General features: G+C 65.6%; 20 protein-coding genes. 2 read left to right on the top strand and 18 right to left on the bottom strand.

Features of this window, described 5'->3' with window-relative positions:
- Nucleotides 1-14: 14 nt before the first annotated feature.
- The 14 genes from rplN to fusA all read right to left on the bottom strand — a co-directional run bounded on the left by rplN (nucleotide 15) and on the right by fusA (nucleotide 9,258).
- Complete coding sequence (gene rplN, locus BLW41_RS04525) at nucleotides 15-383, bottom strand: 50S ribosomal protein L14 (RefSeq protein WP_093116586.1); 369 nt, start codon at nucleotides 381-383, stop codon at nucleotides 15-17.
- Entirely contained in the window at nucleotides 380-613 is a 234-nt protein-coding gene (gene rpsQ / locus BLW41_RS04520) for a 30S ribosomal protein S17 (protein ID WP_245689046.1), read from the bottom strand. The genes rplN and rpsQ overlap by 4 nt, the downstream gene beginning before the upstream one ends.
- A gap of 233 nt (nucleotides 614-846) precedes the next feature.
- Nucleotides 847-1,086, bottom strand: a complete 240-nt coding sequence (gene rpmC / locus BLW41_RS04515; protein WP_093116584.1) for a 50S ribosomal protein L29 — start codon at nucleotides 1,084-1,086, stop codon at nucleotides 847-849.
- Nucleotides 1,083-1,502 carry a 50S ribosomal protein L16 gene (gene rplP, locus BLW41_RS04510; RefSeq protein WP_093116582.1) on the bottom strand — a complete coding sequence of 140 codons (420 nt, stop codon included), beginning with the start codon at nucleotides 1,500-1,502 and terminating at the stop codon, nucleotides 1,083-1,085. The genes rpmC and rplP overlap by 4 nt, the downstream gene beginning before the upstream one ends.
- A 3-nt stretch (nucleotides 1,503-1,505) precedes the next feature.
- On the bottom strand, nucleotides 1,506-2,252 hold the full coding sequence (gene rpsC, locus BLW41_RS04505) for a 30S ribosomal protein S3 (RefSeq protein ID WP_093116580.1): 747 nt from the start codon (nucleotides 2,250-2,252) through the stop codon (nucleotides 1,506-1,508).
- 4 nt (nucleotides 2,253-2,256) lie between these two features.
- Complete coding sequence (rplV, locus tag BLW41_RS04500) at nucleotides 2,257-2,601, bottom strand: 50S ribosomal protein L22 (protein WP_093117353.1); 345 nt, start codon at nucleotides 2,599-2,601, stop codon at nucleotides 2,257-2,259.
- A gap of 149 nt (nucleotides 2,602-2,750) precedes the next feature.
- On the bottom strand, nucleotides 2,751-3,029 hold the full coding sequence (rpsS, locus tag BLW41_RS04495) for a 30S ribosomal protein S19 (RefSeq protein ID WP_093116578.1): 279 nt from the start codon (nucleotides 3,027-3,029) through the stop codon (nucleotides 2,751-2,753).
- On the bottom strand, nucleotides 3,029-3,880 hold the full coding sequence (gene rplB, locus BLW41_RS04490; RefSeq protein ID WP_093116576.1) for a 50S ribosomal protein L2: 852 nt from the start codon (nucleotides 3,878-3,880) through the stop codon (nucleotides 3,029-3,031). The genes rpsS and rplB overlap by 1 nt, the downstream gene beginning before the upstream one ends.
- Nucleotide 3,881: 1 nt before the next feature.
- Nucleotides 3,882-4,178: a 50S ribosomal protein L23 gene (rplW, locus tag BLW41_RS04485; RefSeq protein ID WP_093116574.1), complete on the bottom strand. Its 297-nt coding sequence runs from the start codon at nucleotides 4,176-4,178 to the stop codon at nucleotides 3,882-3,884.
- Nucleotides 4,175-4,849, bottom strand: coding sequence for a 50S ribosomal protein L4 (gene rplD / locus BLW41_RS04480; protein ID WP_093116572.1), 675 nt, complete (start codon nucleotides 4,847-4,849; stop codon nucleotides 4,175-4,177). Before rplD ends, rplW begins: the two co-directional genes overlap by 4 nt.
- The gene (rplC, locus tag BLW41_RS04475; protein ID WP_093116570.1) at nucleotides 4,846-5,466 is read right to left on the bottom strand and encodes a 50S ribosomal protein L3; all 621 of its coding nucleotides are present in this window, start codon (nucleotides 5,464-5,466) and stop codon (nucleotides 4,846-4,848) included. Before rplC ends, rplD begins: the two co-directional genes overlap by 4 nt.
- A 1-nt stretch (nucleotide 5,467) precedes the next feature.
- A complete protein-coding gene (gene rpsJ, locus BLW41_RS04470; protein WP_093116568.1) occupies nucleotides 5,468-5,782 on the bottom strand; it encodes a 30S ribosomal protein S10 in 315 nt (104 codons plus the stop codon).
- 81 nt (nucleotides 5,783-5,863) lie between these two features.
- A complete protein-coding gene (gene tuf / locus BLW41_RS04465) occupies nucleotides 5,864-7,048 on the bottom strand; it encodes an elongation factor Tu (protein WP_093116566.1) in 1,185 nt (394 codons plus the stop codon).
- Between the two features lie 77 nt (nucleotides 7,049-7,125).
- Nucleotides 7,126-9,258, bottom strand: coding sequence for an elongation factor G (fusA, locus tag BLW41_RS04460; protein WP_093116564.1), 2,133 nt, complete (start codon nucleotides 9,256-9,258; stop codon nucleotides 7,126-7,128).
- Between the two features lie 294 nt (nucleotides 9,259-9,552).
- Here fusA and BLW41_RS04455 point away from each other — a divergent pair, with 294 nt between their 5' ends.
- On the top strand, nucleotides 9,553-10,050 hold the full coding sequence (locus BLW41_RS04455; RefSeq protein WP_143038581.1) for a hypothetical protein: 498 nt from the start codon (nucleotides 9,553-9,555) through the stop codon (nucleotides 10,048-10,050).
- Between the two features lie 14 nt (nucleotides 10,051-10,064).
- On the opposite strand, the gene rpsG is transcribed toward BLW41_RS04455, so the two are convergent.
- The 3 genes from rpsG to BLW41_RS04440 form a co-directional block, all read right to left on the bottom strand.
- Entirely contained in the window at nucleotides 10,065-10,535 is a 471-nt protein-coding gene (gene rpsG, locus BLW41_RS04450; protein WP_093116560.1) for a 30S ribosomal protein S7, read from the bottom strand.
- Nucleotides 10,535-10,930, bottom strand: a complete 396-nt coding sequence (gene rpsL / locus BLW41_RS04445; protein WP_093116558.1) for a 30S ribosomal protein S12 — start codon at nucleotides 10,928-10,930, stop codon at nucleotides 10,535-10,537. The genes rpsG and rpsL overlap by 1 nt, the downstream gene beginning before the upstream one ends.
- Nucleotides 10,931-11,014: 84 nt before the next feature.
- The gene (locus BLW41_RS04440; RefSeq protein ID WP_093116556.1) at nucleotides 11,015-11,890 is read right to left on the bottom strand and encodes a hypothetical protein; all 876 of its coding nucleotides are present in this window, start codon (nucleotides 11,888-11,890) and stop codon (nucleotides 11,015-11,017) included.
- Nucleotides 11,891-12,023: 133 nt separating this feature from the next.
- Here BLW41_RS04440 and BLW41_RS04435 point away from each other — a divergent pair, with 133 nt between their 5' ends.
- On the top strand, nucleotides 12,024-12,509 hold the full coding sequence (locus BLW41_RS04435; protein WP_093116554.1) for an HAD domain-containing protein: 486 nt from the start codon (nucleotides 12,024-12,026) through the stop codon (nucleotides 12,507-12,509).
- On the opposite strand, the gene BLW41_RS04430 is transcribed toward BLW41_RS04435, so the two are convergent.
- Nucleotides 12,506-16,561: a DNA-directed RNA polymerase subunit beta' gene (locus tag BLW41_RS04430; protein WP_093116552.1), complete on the bottom strand. Its 4,056-nt coding sequence runs from the start codon at nucleotides 16,559-16,561 to the stop codon at nucleotides 12,506-12,508. The genes BLW41_RS04435 and BLW41_RS04430 overlap by 4 nt on opposite strands.
- Nucleotides 16,562-16,606 lie beyond the last annotated feature (45 nt).

The following is a 16,606-nucleotide window of genomic DNA, read 5'->3' as shown; positions in this document are numbered from 1 at the left end:
TCGAGCCATCGCCTTCAGAGCACCTCGGGCGCGAGGGAGATGATCTTCATGAAGTTGCGGTCGCGAAGCTCTCGGGCCACCGGCCCGAAGATACGCGTGCCACGCGGGTTGTTCTGGTTATCGATCAAAACCGCGGCGTTCTCGTCGAAGGCGATGTAGGTGCCATCGTCGCGCCCGTACTCCTTGCGCGTTCTGACAACCACGGCACGTACCACGTCCCCCTTCTTGACCGAGCCGTGAGGGATCGCTTGCTTGACGGTGGCCACGATGACGTCGCCCACCCGCGCGTAGCGACGGTGACCTCCCCCCAGCACGCGGATGCAGAGGATCTCCCGTGCGCCTGTGTTGTCGGCAACTTTTAGTCTCGACTCTTGCTGGATCATCGGGCCCGCTCGAGGATCTCCAGGAGACGCCAGCGCTTGGTGCGGCTGAGCGGTCTCGATTCGACGATCCGCACGACGTCGCCTTCGCGCGCCTCGTTACGCTCGTCGTGCGCGTGGAGCTTCTTGGAGGTGCGGACGATCTTCCCGTAGACAGGGTGCGGCTGCTGCCTCTCGACCCTGACAACGATCGTCTTGTCCGCGCGCGCAGAGGTTACTACTCCCTCGCGCACCTTGCGGCGCCTTTTGTGGGCGCCGGCTGCCGGCGCCTGTGAGTCGCCATCACCGGCTACCTGTGGTGCGTTTTGAACGGCTTGCGCCTTGCGGCGCTCGCGCTCGCGCAGGCGCCGCCGGCGGCGTGCTGCGCGCTTGGCTTTGCGCAGCTGCGCGCGCTCTTCGGCGAGCTGCGCGGCGCGCTCGCGCTTCGAAGGTGTTGCGTCCTGCTCCACGGCCACTGCGACCCCCACTAGTTCCGTTCGGCGCGCTCACGTCGCAGCGCAGCTAGTGCGCGGTCGACGTCCAACCCTCGCTCGCGCGCGATCGTCAAGCCTCTGGCTATGTCCTTCTTCACTTGCTTGATGCGAGCAGTGTTTTCGAGTTGCCCGGTTGCGTGCTGGAAGCGCAGGTTGAAGAGCTCCTGCCGCGCGGCATCGATGAACTCGACCAGCGCGGCATCGTCGAGCTGTCGCACCTCGGTGGCCTTCACTGCTCCGTGCCCTCCCGCATCACGAACTTGGTCTTGATCGGGAGTTTGTGACCAGCGAGTCTCATCGCTTCACGCGCCAGCGGCTCCGGCACACCGGCGAGCTCGAACATCACGCGGCCGGGCTTGACGACAGCGACCCAGCCCTCCGGGGAGCCCTTGCCCGAACCCATCCGCGTCTCCGCAGGCTTCTTCGTGTAGGGCTTGTCGGGGAAGATGTTTATCCAAACCTTCCCGCCACGCTTGATCTTGCGGGTGATCGCCACGCGCGCGGCCTCGATCTGGCGGTTCGTGATCCACGCGGGCTCGAGCGCTTTCAGACCGTACTCGCCGAACTCCACACGGGTGCCCCCTTTCGAGACCCCGCGCATGCGTCCGCGGTGCTGTTTGCGGTACTTGACTTTGCGAGGTTGGAGCATCTGTCACGCCTCCTGCGACGGGCCAGTCCGTCGCTCTTCCCCGCCGCGGCGACCACCGTTGCGACCGCGACCGGGGCTGACGGCCCGAGGAGCCTCGATCTCGGTGAGGTCCTGGGCGAACCCCTGGGGCATGATTTTGCCCTTGTTGATCCAGACCTTCACGCCGATGCGGCCGAAGGTGGTATGCGCCTCGTGGAATCCGTAGTCGATGTCGGCGCGCAGAGTGTGCAGCGGCACGCGCCCATCCGAGTAGCCCTCGGTGCGTGCCATCTCGGCGCCGCCGAGCCGACCGGACACCTGGATACGAACACCCTTCGCGCCCGAGCGCATCGCGGAGGTCAGAGCCCGCTTCATCGCGCGGCGGAAAGCCACGCGGTTCTGGAGTTGCTCGGCGATCGCCTGAGCAACGAGCTTGGCGTCGAGCTCGGGGCGTTTGATCTCCAGGATGTTGACCTTCACCGCTTTGCGCGTGAGGTCGTGCAGCTCCTTGCGCAGCGCCTCCACCTCGCTGCCGGACTTCCCGATCACGATGCCCGGCCGCGCGGTGTGGATGTTCACCTCGACTTCGTTCTTGTTCTTCTTGATCGTGATGTCGCTAAGACCAGCGTGCGCGAGCTTGCCGATGATGTGCTGGCGAATTCGAATGTCCTCCAGCAGGTAGTCGGCGAACTCACGCTCGCTGAACCAGGTCGACTTCCAGTCGTGGATGTAGCCGACCCTCAGCGCCTCTGGATGAACTTTTTGCCCCACGGACTTACCTCCCGCTGACGATCGGCTCGAGCTCGACAGTGATATGGCTGGTGCGCTTGTCGATGCGGGTCGCGCGGCCGAACGCGCGCGGTCGCCAACGCTTGATGGTCGGACCTTCGTCGGCCCAGATGCGTGCAATCCGAAGTTCGCCGGGAGTTAGCTCGTGTCGGCTCTCAGCGTTAGCGACCGCCGAGTCCAAGAGCTTGAGGACGTCGCGAGCAGCTGCGCGCGGCGTGTTTCTCAAAAGCGCCCGCGCCTCCTCGACGGGCTTTCCGCGGACGTGATCGATCACTAGCCGGACCTTCCGTGGCGTGCGACGCACGTAGCGCGCTCGTGCGCGAACAACGATCGGCTCGCCGGTGGCTTGCGCTTGCGCCTCGGGGGCCCGTTTCTCCGCCGCCTTGGCGCCACCGCTGGACGACTCCGCCTGCTGCTGCTGAGTGGGCTCTTCCCGCCCCTGCTCGGACTGCTCGGGGCTCTGCTTGTCGCGCTGCTCGCTCATCGACCCTTGACCTTTTCGCTGCCAGCGTGACCGCGGTAGGTGCGAGTCGGCGCGAACTCGCCGAGCTTGTGGCCGACCATCGCTTCCGTGATGAAGACCGGTACGTGCTTGCGGCCATCGTGGACAGCGATCGTGTGGCCGACCATTTCGGGGAAGATCGTCGAGTCGCGCGACCAGGTCTTGATGATCTGTTTCTCGCCGCGCTCGTTGAGCTCCTGGATGCGTCGCATCAGACGCTCATCGACGTAGGGGCCTTTCTTCGTCGAGCGACCCATCAGCGGTTGCCTCCCTTCTTGCGACCGCGACGACGTCCGCGGACGATCAGGCGATCGGAGGCCTTGCGCTTCTTACGCGTTCGATAGCCGAGGGTCGGCACGCCCCACGGAGTCACCGGGTGGCCACCAGGCGTGTGATGAGCCTCGCCCCCGCCGTGCGGATGGTCGACCGGGTTCATCGCCACCCCACGCGTTTGTGGACGGCGACCGAGGTGCCGTGAGCGCCCCGCCTTGCCGAGGGTGATGTTGGCGTGCTCGGCGTGACCGATCTGTCCGACGGTGGCTCGGCACTCGGCAAGCACCATGCGCATCTCCCCAGACGGCAACCGCAGCGTGGCGTAACGACCCTCCTTGGCGACCAGCTGAATGGCGGCGCCGGCAGCCCGCCCAAGCTGGCCACCGCGGCCCGGTGTCAGCTCCACGTTGTGGACCGTGGTGCCCGTCGGTATCGCGCGCAGCGGCAGCGCGTTGCCAACGCGAATCTCGGCCTCTTCCCCGGACATAACGACGTCGCCGACCGCCAGTCCTTCGGGGGCGAGGATGTAACGCTTCTCCCCGTCCGCGTAGTTGAGAAGCGCGATGTGCGCACTGCGGTTCGGGTCGTACTCGATGGCAGCAACACGCGCCGGTACACCGTCCTTGCGGCGCTTGAAGTCGATCAGGCGGTACTTGCGCTTTGCGCCGCCGCCGCGGTGGCGTGAGGTGATGCGCCCATAGGCGTTCCTGCCGCCGGTCTTCTTGAGGCCGTGCGTCAACGACTTCTCGGGACGCTCGCGCGTCACCTCGTCGTGGGTCGAGTAGGTAGCGAACCTACGCCCAGGCGTTACCGGTCTGTGCTTCTTGATCGCCATCTCACTCGTTCGCCTGACCCTCGAAGAGCTCGATCGAGTCCTCCGGATGGAGGGTCACGATCGCCTTCTTCCACCGTCGCCGGTGCCCAGAGTGAACGCCGCGGCGCTTGGGCTTCGGCTTGACCCACGCGGTACGCACGTCGCGCACGCGCACCCCGAACTGCTGCTCGACGGCGCGCCGGATATCGACCTTGGTTGCCCGCTCGTGCACGCGGAACGTGTACTTATTGGCTGAAAGGAGCGCGTAGGTCTTCTCGCTCAGCACCGGCTCGATCAGCACCGATCGGGGATCGCTCATGACTCGCCCTCCTGGTCGCCGGCGGTAACGCCCGCAGGACGCACCGGGGGCCGCGCGATCGTCGATAGGTATTCCAGCGCCCCGGGCGTGAGCAGCAGACGCTGAGCAGCGAGCAGGTCGACGACACCGACCCGATCCACCGGCGCCGTCTCGCATACGGCAAGGTTGCGGAAAGACTTGACGCAGGCGTCGGCGCCGGACTCCGCCACCAGCAACACGCGCCCCTCGCCAGGGAAGCGCTGCAAGGCCTCGGCACCGCTCCGCGTTTTCGGAGCGGGGAAGGCTGCGGGATCGACGAGGCGGAGCGAGCCACGCCGCGCGTGCAGCGACAGCACGCTGCGCAAAGCCAGTCGCCGCGCCTTGCGATTGACCTTCTTCACGTAGGAGCGTGGCTTCGGTCCGAAAGCCACACCGCCGCCGCGCCGCTGCGGTGTCGAAAGCGGTCCGACACGCGCGCGCCCGGTGCCTTTTTGACGCCACGCCTTGGCGCCGGTCATCGCTACCTCGCCACGCGTGAGCGTCGAGTGCGTGCCGCGCCGCCGGGCCGCGAGCTCTGCGACGACCGTGAGGTGCACGACCGGCTCATTGAAGTCGCAGTCGAAGATGCTCGGATCGAGCTCCAGCGGACCGCTCCCGCCAGCGATGAACTCGGCTTGCAATGCGGCGCTCATCGCTCCCTGCGTACCTCCACGTAGCCGCCGCGGGGACCGGGCACGGAGCCCCGCACCAGCAGCAAGTTCTCGTCCGGCACTACCTGAACGACGCGCAGGCCACGCTGAGTGACGCGGCCGCCCCCCATTCGACCCGCCATGCGCAGCCCTTTGAATACGCGGGACGGATCAGCGGCCGCGCCGATCGAGCCGGGCTTACGGATGTTGCGCGAACCGTGCGTTTCCGGACCACGCTGGAAGCCGTGGCGGCGGATCGTCCCTTGGAAGCCCTTGCCGATGGAGGTCCCGGACACCTTGACTATCTGGCCCGGTTCAAAAACCTGCTCGACGCGGAGTTCGGCACCTACTTCGAGCTCACCCACCGGGCCGCGAAACTCGCGAAGCAGGCGCAGCGGCGGCACGCCTGCCTTTCTTAGATGACCGAGCCGCGGGCGGTTGAGAACCTTCTCGCGAACCGGTTCGTACCCCAGTTGAATTGCGTCGTAGCCGTCACGCTCCTCGCGACGCACGGCGGTGACCCAGCAGGGACCGACCTCAAGCACGGTCACACGCTCGAGCTTGCCGTCCTCGCCGAACAGCTGCGTCATCCCGAGCTTCTTGCCAAGCAGACCGTTCACGTCAGACGAGCTGGATCTGAATGTCGACCCCGGCCGGCAGGTGATCGAGGCGCTGCAAGGAGTCGACGGTCTTGGGCGTCGGCTGATGGATATCGATCAGGCGCTTGTGCGTGCGGATTTCGAAGTGCTCGCGCGAGTCTTTGTCCTTGAAGGGGCCGCGGATCACGCAGTACACGTTGCGCTCCGTGGGCAGCGGCACCGGACCCGAGACGCGCGCACCGGTGCGCACGGCGGTCTCGACGATCTCCCGTGCGGCAGTCTCGATGGCCGAAGGGTCGTACGCCTTGAGTCGGATGCGGATCTTGTTTTGGGTCACAGATGCCATCGTGCGAGCCTCTCCCTACGCGCTCGGGGGCGGGCATGCGCCCGCCCCCGAGCAACGCTGAGAAGTCGATCCCTACTCGAGGATCTTGGTCACCACCCCCGAGCCCACGGTGCGGCCTCCCTCGCGAATCGCGAAGCGGAGACCTTCGTCCATGGCGATCGGCTGGATCAGCTCGACGGTGAGCTCGACGTTGTCGCCGGGCATCACCATCTCGGTTCCCTCCGGTAGCTGGCAGACACCAGTGACGTCGGTGGTGCGGAAGTAGAACTGGGGCCTGTAGCCGTTGAAGAACGGCGTGTGGCGACCGCCCTCTTCCTTCTTAAGCGCGTAGACCTGCGCCTTGAACTTGGTATGCGGGGTGATCGAGCCCGGAGCCGCCAGCACCTGCCCGCGCTCCACAGCGTCGCGCTCGATACCGCGCAGCAAGCAGCCGACGTTGTCGCCGGCCCGCCCCTCGTCGAGGATCTTGCGGAACATCTCGACGCCGGTGACGACCGTCTTCTGCGTCGGGCGGATACCGACGATCTCGACCTCGTCGCCCGTCTTGATGATTCCCTGCTCGATCCGGCCGGTGACGACGGTGCCTCGACCGGTGATCGTGAAGACGTCCTCGATGGGCATCAGGAACGGCTTGTCGAGCGGACGTTCGGGCTCGGGGATGTAGGTGTCGAGCGCCTCGGCGAGCTCGAGGATCCGCTTCTTGTACTCCTCGTCCCCCTCCAGCGCCTTCAGCGCCGAGCCCTTGATGACTGGAACCTCGTCGCCGGGGTACTCGTACTCGGAGAGGAGCTCCCGGACTTCCATCTCGACCAGCTCTAGAAGCTCCTCGTCGTCGACCATGTCGACCTTGTTGAGGAAGACAACGATGTACGGCACGTTGACCTGCCGTGCCAGCAGCACGTGCTCACGCGTCTGCGGCATCGGTCCGTCGGCAGCCGAGACGACGAGGATCGCGCCGTCCATCTGAGCGGCGCCGGTGATCATGTTCTTGATGTAGTCGGCGTGGCCCGGGCAGTCGACGTGCGCGTAGTGCCGCTTCTCGGTTTGGTACTCGACGTGGGAAGTAGCGATCGTGATTCCGCGCTCTCGCTCTTCCGGCGCGTTGTCGATCTCCTCGAACGACTTGGCCTCACCACCGACGGTCTCCGCGAGCACCTTCGTGATCGCGGCCGTCAGGGTCGTCTTGCCGTGGTCGATGTGACCGATGGTGCCGACGTTGACGTGCGGCTTGGTGCGTTCGAACTTCTCCTTTGCCACTCCCGTTAACTCCTTTCTCGAAGTCTGTTCTCAAGCATTCGTAGGGCGACGCTCGGCCAGCGGAGGAAACATACCCGTTAGCTAGCGGCGCCTACCGGCTCGCCCGCTCGGCTCTCGACGATCTCGCGGGCGATTTGCGGAGGCACTTCCTCGTAGTGACTGAACTGCATCGTGTAGGTAGCCCGTCCCTGAGTCATCGAGCGCAGGTCGGTCGCGTAGCCGAACATCTCCGCCAGCGGCACACTGGCGCGCACGGCAATCGCATTGCCGCGCTGCTCTTGGGACTCGACACGCCCGCGCCGGCGGGAGAGGTCGCCGATGACGTCGCCGACGAACTCCTGCGGCGTGACGACCTCGACCGCCATGATCGGCTCCAGCAGCACCGGATTGGCGCGCTTGACAGCCTCCTTGAAAGCCAGCGATCCGGCGATCTTGAAGGCCATCTCGCTCGAGTCGACCTCGTGCGCCTTGCCGTCGACGAGGCGCACGCGGACGTCTTGTACCGGATACCCCGCCAAGACCCCGGACGCCATCGCCTCCTCGATGCCCTGCTCGACGGCTGGGATGAACTCCGAGGGCACGGCGCCGCCCTTGACCTCGTTGACGAAGTCGAAGCCTTCGCCCGCTGCCGGCTCGACGTCGATATAGACGACGCCGTACTGGCCGGCACCACCGGTCTGCCGGATGAACTTGCCCTCGACGCGCTTGGCGGTGCCCTTAATCGTCTCCCGGTATGCCACTTGCGGACGGCCAACGTTGGCGTCGACACCGAACTCGCGCCGCAGACGGTCGACGATCACCTCGAGGTGCAGCTCGCCCATCCCGGAGATCACCGTCTGACCGGTCTCCTCGTCAGTCCGCACGCGGAACGTCGGGTCTTCCTCGGCGAGCCGCGAAAGCCCCACCGAGAGCTTCTCCTGGTCGGCCTTCGTCTTCGGCTCGATCGAGAGGTGAACGACCGGCTCCGGGAACTGCATCGTTTCGAGCACGATCGGGTGCTGCGGATCGCAGAGGGTGTCGCCGGTCGAGGTCTGCTTGAGCCCCACCGCCGCCGCGATGTCGCCGGCATAGACCTCCTCCTGCTCTTCGCGGTGGTTCGCGTGCATCATCAGGAGGCGCCCGATCCGCTCGGTGCGACCGGTCGTCGCGTTGAGGACCTTGGAGCCGGCTTGCAGCGTTCCCGAATAGACCCGGAAGTAGGTGAGCTTGCCCACGAAGGGGTCGGACATCACTTTGAAAGCGAGCGCTGCGAAGGGCGCGTCGTCCCGAGGCTCCCGTTGTTCGACGCGCGGCTCACCGTGCTCGTCCGCGGTCCCGGGAACGATCCCTGTCACCGGCGGAATGTCGAGCGGGCTCGGGAGGTAATCGATGACCGCGTCGAGCAGCGGCTGAATGCCTTTGTTCTTGAAAGCCGCGCCGCAGAGCACCGGGGTCAGCGGTGGCCGCTCGCCGGCGTGAAAGTCGAGCGTCGCCTTGCGCAGATCGGCCTTCAGGCGGGCGGGCTCGATCGGCCGGTCCTCGAGGTAGTCCTCCATCAGCTCGTCGTCGTACTCGGCGACCGCCTCGATGAGCTCCGTGCGCGCAGCTTGCGCACGCTCGAGCTGATCGGCGGGGATCTCCTCTTCGCCCCACTCGCGGCCGAGCTCGTCGTGCCAGACGATGGCCTTCATCGTGATCAGGTCGATGACGCCGCGAAAGTCGGCCTCGGAGCCGAGGGGCAGCTGGATCGGCACAGGACGCGCGCCCAGCCGATCGATCATCGATTGCACCGACGCGTCGAAGTTCGCCCCGACGCGGTCCATCTTGTTGATGAAGGCGATGCGCGGGACCCGGTATTTGTCGGCCTGTCGCCAGACCGTCTCGGACTGCGGCTCGACCCCCGCTACGGCGTCGAAGACCGCTATCGCGCCGTCCAGCACGCGCAGCGAGCGCTCGACCTCGACCGTGAAGTCGACGTGCCCCGGCGTGTCGATGATGTTGATGCGGTGGTCCTTCCAGAAGGCGGTAGTCGCCGCTGAGGTGATCGTGATGCCGCGCTCCTGCTCCTGCTCCATCCAGTCCATCGTGGCCGCGCCCTCGTGCACCTCACCAAGCTTGTGGGTGCGGCCGGTGTAGAAGAGGATGCGCTCAGTGGTAGTCGTCTTGCCGGCATCGATATGCGCCATGATGCCGATGTTGCGCGTCCTCTCGAGTGGAACTTTGCGTGGCATGGTTTCTCGATCGACTTCGGGTAGCGGAGCAGAAAAAGGGCCCGGTCACCCGGGCCCGACACCGACAAGTTCGCTTGCCCGGTTACGTTCTATCTCGGCAGCGACTCCATGTCGTCGGGTCGGACTCCGGAGAACCAGCTGACGGAAGACACGCACATCGAGAGGGCGTCCTCCGCCGGAACGGCAGGGGATGGTAGCAGAGGGCCGAGGGCTCTCCTCAAGCGCACGGCGCGGTTTGCGCGTCGTGATCCGGCCGGGGCGGCGCTGCTCGCCGCGGCGACGCTCGCAAGCGCCATGCTGGCCGTGTCGGAGGCGCTTCCGGTCGCCCGCGTCGAGCTCGCCGCGGGTTCTTGCGAGGTCATCAACGACGCCAATCCCGCGCTTGCGGACCGGTGTGTCGTGAGCGGCTTCGAGCAACACGCCGGAGCGATGCTGCTGATCGCGCTGGTAGCCGCCGTGATGGCCCTCGGCGCGACCGTTGGGCGGAGCCTCCCGGCGTCGGTTGCCATGGGAGCGCTGGGCCTAGTCGCCCTCCTGCTTACCCTCCTAATCGATCTGCCCGAGACCACCCGCACCGGAGCTATCGGAAGCGACTATGAGGGCGCTGTCGGTAAGGCTGGTATCGGCTTCTACATCGAACTAGTGGCCGCTCTCGCGATCCTCGCACTCGGCGTCGCGACGTTCACGAGAAACCGGCGCAAAGGAAGCTCGGCACGACGGCCGTCAAGAGCGCAAGCCGACCCCGCTCGAACAAGCGAAAGGGAGTTGCGCGCGCAGGAAAGCTCGGGCTGAGCCCTGACAGCGCGCTACCAGCGATAGTGGGCGAACGCCTTGTTCGCTTGCGCCATCCGGAAGATGTCGTCCTTCCGCTTGTAGGCGCCGCCCTGCTGCTGCTGAGCGTCGAGGATCTCGTTGGCGAGGCGTTCAACCATCGACTTCTCGCGACGCTGACGAGCGAACTGCACGAGCCAGCGAATCGCAAGTGTCCGACCACGGCGAGCCGGAACTTCGACCGGCACTTGATAAGTGGCGCCACCCACGCGACGCGAGCGCACCTCCAGAACCGGCGTGAGCTCCTTGATCGCTTTCTCAAGCGCCTCGACGGGCTCCTGACCAGAGCGCTTGGCGGCTAGATCGAGGGCCTGATAGACGATCCGCTCCGCGAGCGACTTCTTGCCGTCGCGCATCACCTTGTTGATCAACTGCTGAACCAACCGCGACCCGTAGACCGGGTCGGGCTCAATCGGACGCGGCGGCGGCGAGGCGCGGCGGGGCATTACTTGGCTTTGACCCCGTAGCGCGAGCGTGCCTTCTTGCGATCAGAGACGCCGGCCGCATCGAGGGTGCCGCGGATGATCTTGTAGCGCACCCCCGGAAGGTCCTTGACACGCCCACCACGCACCAGAACTACCGAGTGCTCCTGCAGGTTGTGACCTTCGCCGGGGATATAGGCGGTCACTTCCATGCCGTTGGTAAGACGCACCCGGGCTACCTTCCTCAGCGCCGAGTTCGGCTTCTTTGGCGTGACCGTGTAAACACGCGTGCAAACGCCGCGGCGCTGCGGTGCAGCGACGCGATTCCGCGTCCCGCTTCCCGACTTGAGACCCGGGGTCGCGACCTTCTCGCGCTTACGCTCGCGGCCCTTGCGTACTAGCTGATTGATCGTCGGCATGCGGCGGCTGATAGTAGCAGTGGTCGGCCGAGCGAGCCGTTCAGTGCGCCGGCGATCGCGCTTGGCGTGCCTGCGATCCGATCGTTAAGCGCCGGCCCGCGCTTGAGCTGCCCTGACCGGGGCAGGTAGCAGGGTTGCCGCCGTGACGATTGCGATGAAGGCGGCCACCTGGACAACGAGCGTAAGCGGATCCGAAGGCAAGGGCTCGGCAAAGACGAGGAGACCGCCGGCGATTGCGGTCACGTTCGCGGAAGCGCTGGTCACGGTGATGACGCCGACGGCGTCGCCGACCTGCAGTCCCCGGGCTGAGGCGTAGAAGCCCGCGATTGACGCCGCCAACGCGCTCACAGCCCAGGGCGAGACGAGGGCAACGGGACCAGCCGCGGGCAGCGCGGTCGCAAGCGCCTTGAGCGCGACATCGGAAACGCCGAAGAGCACCCCTGCAGAGAGGCCGAGCACGACCCCTCCGCGGGGATGGCGCCGGAATCCCGGACTCAAGGCCAACGCCAGACCAATCGACAGCAGCGTGCCCTCGAACAACGCCATCGCTGCTGCCGAATAGCCGTTACCGCTGCCACCCCCCGGGTTGGTCACGGCCAACAGCATCAAGCCGCTCGCCGTGAGACCTACCCCGAGCCACTGGCGACGCCCCACGCTGTGCCCGAAGCCGCGCTCGGCGAGCACAGCGATGAGCGCAACGCCTCCCGCCAGCACCGCCTGGACAAGCGACAGTGGCGCGAGCGCGAGCGCAGCGACGTGCAGCAACCACGCACCACAGGCGACCGCCATCCCGAGCGCGAACCATCGCGACCGAAACAGTCCGACGGCGCTCTGCAGCGGGTGTTTGAAGGAGACGGGCGGGGCCTGCATCGCGCCCCGGTGCTTGAGCAGGAACGCGACGTTGGTCGCTACGGCGCAGGCAAGCGCGAGAAGAAGTCCTAGTTGCAGTTTGAGCTCCATCGCCCTCGTTTCGAGCCTCGAAACCGGTGTCCGTCGCCCTACGACCTATCGGTTCCGCTTGCACGCGCGTAAACCCTGCTGCCACAAACTCGTAAATCCGCTGATCGCGGAGAGCTGCTAATGAGAGGCCGCAATGCGACCACTCCTGTTTGTCGACGTCGATGGCGTGATCAGCCTCTTCGGTTTCGACAGCGACGTTCCCGCAGCGGTCGAATGGGCATACGTTGATGGGGTTCCCCACTGCCTGTCACTGGCCGCCGGACGCGAGCTCGTGCGGCTCGCTGGAGCTTTCGAGCTGGTGTGGGCCACGGGCTGGGAAGAGCGCGCAAACGACTACTTGCCACGATTGCTCGGGCTGCCTTGGCCGGAGCTGCCGGTCGTTCGTTTCGACGGGACTCCAAAACCGGGGGGTGCACACTGGAAACTGCCTGCGATCGAGCGCTTCGCGGGCTCCAGACCGCTGGCATGGATCGATGACAATCTCGACGAGTCGTGCCACCAGTGGGCGCGTCGGCGAGGCGCGCCAACCTTGCTCGTCGAAACCGAGCCCTCGCGCGGCCTTACGCGCGACCACGCGGCGCGCTTGCTGTCGTGGGCCCGCTCTCTCGCGAGCAGTTAAGACGAGTCGTCGTCGCCCTGGCCGCCGAGATCTGCGATCTCCTCACCGAAGGTGACCTGCTCGTCACCGTTGCCGAGACCAAATCCTTCGATCTCCCCGTCGGTCAAGCCGAGCTCCGCTGCTAGGTCGCTGTCTTCGAGCAAACCGAACTCGTCTTCCGCGCGACGGACGGGCTCCGCCGGCTCGACCTCCAGGCGCCGGTAGCGGCGGAGTCCAGTGGCAGCGGGGATCAACTTGCCGATGATGACGTTCTCCTTGAGACCTTGTAGGCGGTCGACCTTGCCCTCGAGGGCCGCATCTGTCAGAACCTTGGTGGTCTCCTGGAAGGAGGCCGCTGACAGCCAGGACTCGGTCGCGAGCGAGGCCTTGGTGATTCCGAGGATGACTTCCTCGAACTCGGCGGGCTCCCGCCCTTCGGCACGCAACCGTTCGTTCTCTTCGAGCACTTCCAGGCGATCCACGAACTGGCCCGGCAGGTAGTTCGAGTCACCCTTCTGCTCGATCCGAACCTTCTTCATCATCTGCCGGACGATGACCTCGATGTGCTTGTCGTTGATGTCGACGCCCTGCGAGCGGTAGACGTTCTGCACCTCCTCCACGAGGTACAGCTCTGCCGCTGTACGGCCCTGGGTTTCGAGCAGGTCGTGCGGGTTGATCGAGCCCTCGGTTAGCGGCTGGCCCCGCCGCACCTTCGCGCCGTCCTCCACGAGCAGGCGCGTGCGCTGCGGGAAGGTGTACGAGTGCTCGTTGCCCTTGGTGTCGGTCACCGTCAGCCGCAGACCGCGCTCGGTTTCCTCGATCGTGACGGTTCCGTCGACCTTCGCGACTTCGGCCATGCCCTTGGGCTTGCGCGCCTCGAACAGCTCGACGACGCGGGGTAGACCCTGCGTGATGTCGGCACCGGCCACACCACCGGTGTGGAAGGTGCGCAGCGTGAGCTGCGTACCAGGCTCACCGATCGACTGCGCGGCGATGATTCCGATCGCGTCACCGATCGCCACCACCTTGCCCGTGGCGGGGGCAACTCCGTAGCAGCGCTGGCAAACACCCTGGCGGGTGCGGCACTTGAGAACGGAGCGCACCGGAAAACGCGGGTTTTCATCTGGATGAGCCTCGAGTAGGAGCCTTGCGTGCTCCTTCGTGATCAGCTCGCCGGCAGCGACGAGTGGCTCGCGCTTTTTGCCGATCTTGATGTCCGCGGCGGCGAAGCGACCGGGCAGGCTCAAGTTCAGCTCGCCGTCCTCGCCGCGCAACGGGACCTCGATGTACTCGTCGCTGCCGCAATCCTCCTCGCGCACGATCACGTCCTGGGCGACATCGACGAGACGGCGGGTGAGGTAACCAGAGTCCGCGGTTCGCAGAGCCGTATCGGCGAGACCCTTGCGTGCTCCGTGGGTCGAGATGAAGTACTCGAGCACCGACAAGCCCTCGAGGAAGTTGGACTTGATCGGGCGCTCGATGATCTCGCCCTTCGGGTTCGCCATGAGACCACGCATGCCGGCGAGCTGGCGGATCTGCTTGAAGGATCCGCGCGCACCGGAGTTGGCCATCATGAAGATCGGGTTGAGCGGATCGAGGTGCCGCTCCATCGCCTGCCCGACCTCTTCGGTCGCCTGAGTCCACTTCTCGACGACCGCCTCGTGGCGCTCCTGCTGGGAGATGAGACCCATGTTGTACTGGTTCTCGATCTCCTCGACCTCGCGCTCGTAGCGCTCGAGGATCTCGCCCTTGTCGGGCGGCACGTCGCAGTCGTTCTTGGAGATCGTGATGCCGGCCTGCGTCGCGAAGTGGAAACCGAGCTCCTTGAATGAGTCGAGAACCAGCGCGGTCGCGTAGGGACCGTGCCGATCGACCAGACCCTCCACGACCCCGGCGAGGTCCTTCTTCCGCAGCGTGCGGTTGACGAACTCGTAGCTGTCGGGGTCGAACTCGCCTTCCAGCGTTTCCTCGAGCGCTCGCTCGACGCGCTCGTTGAAGATGATCCGCCCGACGGTCGTGAGCAGGTGATGACCGCGGTGGCGTTGGCGGTACTCGGCGAGGTCGTGGAGAGTCACAACCCCGGCCTCGTAGGCGAGCTCCGCCTCCTGCGCCGAGCGGAAGACGTGCGGCCGTGGTCCGCGCTTGTCGGTGTCCCACTTGCCGGCGAAGAGCTCCCGCTCGAGTTCGGCCAGCTCCTCCTCGCTGGGCCCGTAGGTCAGGTAGTAGGTCCCGAGGACCATGTCCTGGGTCGGGGTAGCGAGCGGCGCCCCATGAGCCGGCGAGAGGATGTTGTTGGCCGAGAGCATGAGGATCCTGGCCTCCGCCTGGGCCTCCGCCGAAAGCGGCACGTGGACCGCCATCTGGTCGCCGTCGAAGTCCGCGTTGAACGCCTGGCAGACGAGCGGATGGACCTGGATCGCCTTGCCTTCGACCAGTACCGGCTCAAACGCTTGGACGCCGAGTCGGTGCAGGGTAGGCGCGCGATTGAGCAGTACGGGGTGCTCCTGGATGACCTCCTCGAGCACGTCCCAGACCTCGGGGACCATCGAGTCGACCAGCTTCTTCGCGGCTTTGATGTTCTGCACCGCCTTGCGCTCGACCAAGCGCGCCATGACGAACGGCTTGAACAGCTCGAGCGCCATCAACTTGGGTAGGCCGCACTGCCAAATCTTGAGATCGGGACCGGCCACGATCACCGAGCGGCCCGAGTAGTCGACGCGCTTGCCCAGTAGGTTCTGCCGGAAGCGACCCTGCTTGCCCTTCAGCATGTCGCTCAGCGACTTCAGCGGGCGGTTGCCGGGGCCGGTAACCGGGCGTCCGCGCCGGCCGTTGTCGAACAGCGCATCGACCGCCTCTTGAAGCATCCGCTTCTCGTTGTTGACGATGATCTCCGGCGCGCCAAGGTCCAGCAGCCGCTTCAAGCGGTTGTTGCGGTTGATCACGCGGCGATAGAGATCGTTGAGATCCGAGGTTGCGAAGCGGCCACCGTCGAGCTGGACCATCGGCCGCAGATCGGGCGGCAGCACCGGGATCGCCTCGAGAATCATGTACTCGGGCTTGTTGTCCGAGTTCAGGAAGGCAGAGACGACCTTCAGGCGCTTTACGGCGCGGCTCTGCTTCTGGCCCTTAGAGGTACGAATCTCCTCTTCGAGCTCGTCGCGCAGCGCTTCGAGATCGACCTGCTGGAGCAGGTCGCGAACCGCCTCGGCACCCATACCGCCGCGGAAGTACTCACCCCATCCATAGGGCGAACCGAAGCGCTCTTTGAGCTCGCGGAAGAGCGTCTCGTCGGGGATGATCTGCTTCGGCTCGAGCTCTTGGAAAAGCTCCCAGACCTGACGCAGGCGTTCGCAAGCGTCCTCGATGTAGGCCTCGGTGTCGCGGATCTCCGACTCGATCAGCTTGCGGACTTCGCGCTCGAGCTTCTCGCGCTCTTCGTCGCTCAGCTTTTGAACCTTGACATCGAGGGTGTCGAGCCAAAGCAGATCTTCGTCGGAGAAGCCTTCCTGTGAGCCCGTGCGCAGGTATTCGATGCGCCTCTCGAGCGACTCCTTGAGCTCCTGAATGCGCTCCTCGCGCTCGGCCTCGTACGCGTCGAGCTGCGCCTGGACCTCTTTTTCGAGCTTCGGAAGATCCTTCTGGCGCGCTTCTTCGTCGACGTAGGTGACGATCGACGCAGCGAAGTAGAGGACCTTCTCGAGCTCCTTCGGCGCAATGTCGAGCAGATAGCCGATGCGGCTTGGGACACCCTTGAAGAACCAGATGTGGGAGACCGGCGCAGCGAGGTCGATGTGCCCCATGCGCTCGCGGCGAACCTTCGACCGGGTGACCTCGACGCCGCAGCGCTCGCAAACGATCCCCTTGTAGCGGACGCGCTTGTACTTCCCGCAGTAGCACTCCCAGTCCTTCGTTGGACCAAGGATGCGCTCGCAGAAGAGGCCGTCGCGCTCGGGCTTGAGCGTGCGGTAGTTGATGGTCTCCGGCTTGGTTACTTCGCCGTGCGACCAAGCCCGGATCTGCTTCGACGAAGCGAGACCGATCTTGATTGCGTCGAAGTTGTTGATGTCGATCACTTGCTCTTGCGCTCCTCGCTGCTCGCGCTCAACGCTTTCCCGACC

Origin of the sequence: Thermoleophilum album (assembly GCF_900108055.1) — a bacterium.
Classification (GTDB): Bacteria; Actinomycetota; Thermoleophilia; order Solirubrobacterales; family Thermoleophilaceae; genus Thermoleophilum; species Thermoleophilum album.
Note: the sequence above shows the minus strand (reverse complement) of the source record. Positions and strands in the feature narration are given on the sequence as shown.

Bases quoted from the DNA above. Each gene is read 5' to 3' on its own strand.
- rplN (WP_093116586.1), bottom strand. From the start codon at position 383: ATGATCCAGCAAGAGTCGAGACTAAAAGTTGCCGACAACACAGGCGCA.
- rplP (WP_093116582.1), bottom strand. From the start codon at position 1,502: ATGCTCCAACCTCGCAAAGTCAAGTACCGCAAACAGCACCGCGGACGC.
- rpsS (WP_093116578.1), bottom strand. From the start codon at position 3,029: ATGGGTCGCTCGACGAAGAAAGGCCCCTACGTCGATGAGCGTCTGATG.
- rplB (WP_093116576.1), bottom strand. From the start codon at position 3,880: ATGGCGATCAAGAAGCACAGACCGGTAACGCCTGGGCGTAGGTTCGCT.
- rplW (WP_093116574.1), bottom strand. From the start codon at position 4,178: ATGAGCGATCCCCGATCGGTGCTGATCGAGCCGGTGCTGAGCGAGAAG.
- rplD (WP_093116572.1), bottom strand. From the start codon at position 4,849: ATGAGCGCCGCATTGCAAGCCGAGTTCATCGCTGGCGGGAGCGGTCCG.
- fusA (WP_093116564.1), bottom strand. From the start codon at position 9,258: ATGCCACGCAAAGTTCCACTCGAGAGGACGCGCAACATCGGCATCATG.
- BLW41_RS04455 (WP_143038581.1), top strand. From the start codon at position 9,553: ATGCTGGCCGTGTCGGAGGCGCTTCCGGTCGCCCGCGTCGAGCTCGCC.
- rpsG (WP_093116560.1), bottom strand. From the start codon at position 10,535: ATGCCCCGCCGCGCCTCGCCGCCGCCGCGTCCGATTGAGCCCGACCCG.
- rpsL (WP_093116558.1), bottom strand. From the start codon at position 10,930: ATGCCGACGATCAATCAGCTAGTACGCAAGGGCCGCGAGCGTAAGCGC.
- BLW41_RS04440 (WP_093116556.1), bottom strand. From the start codon at position 11,890: ATGGAGCTCAAACTGCAACTAGGACTTCTTCTCGCGCTTGCCTGCGCC.
- BLW41_RS04435 (WP_093116554.1), top strand. From the start codon at position 12,024: ATGCGACCACTCCTGTTTGTCGACGTCGATGGCGTGATCAGCCTCTTC.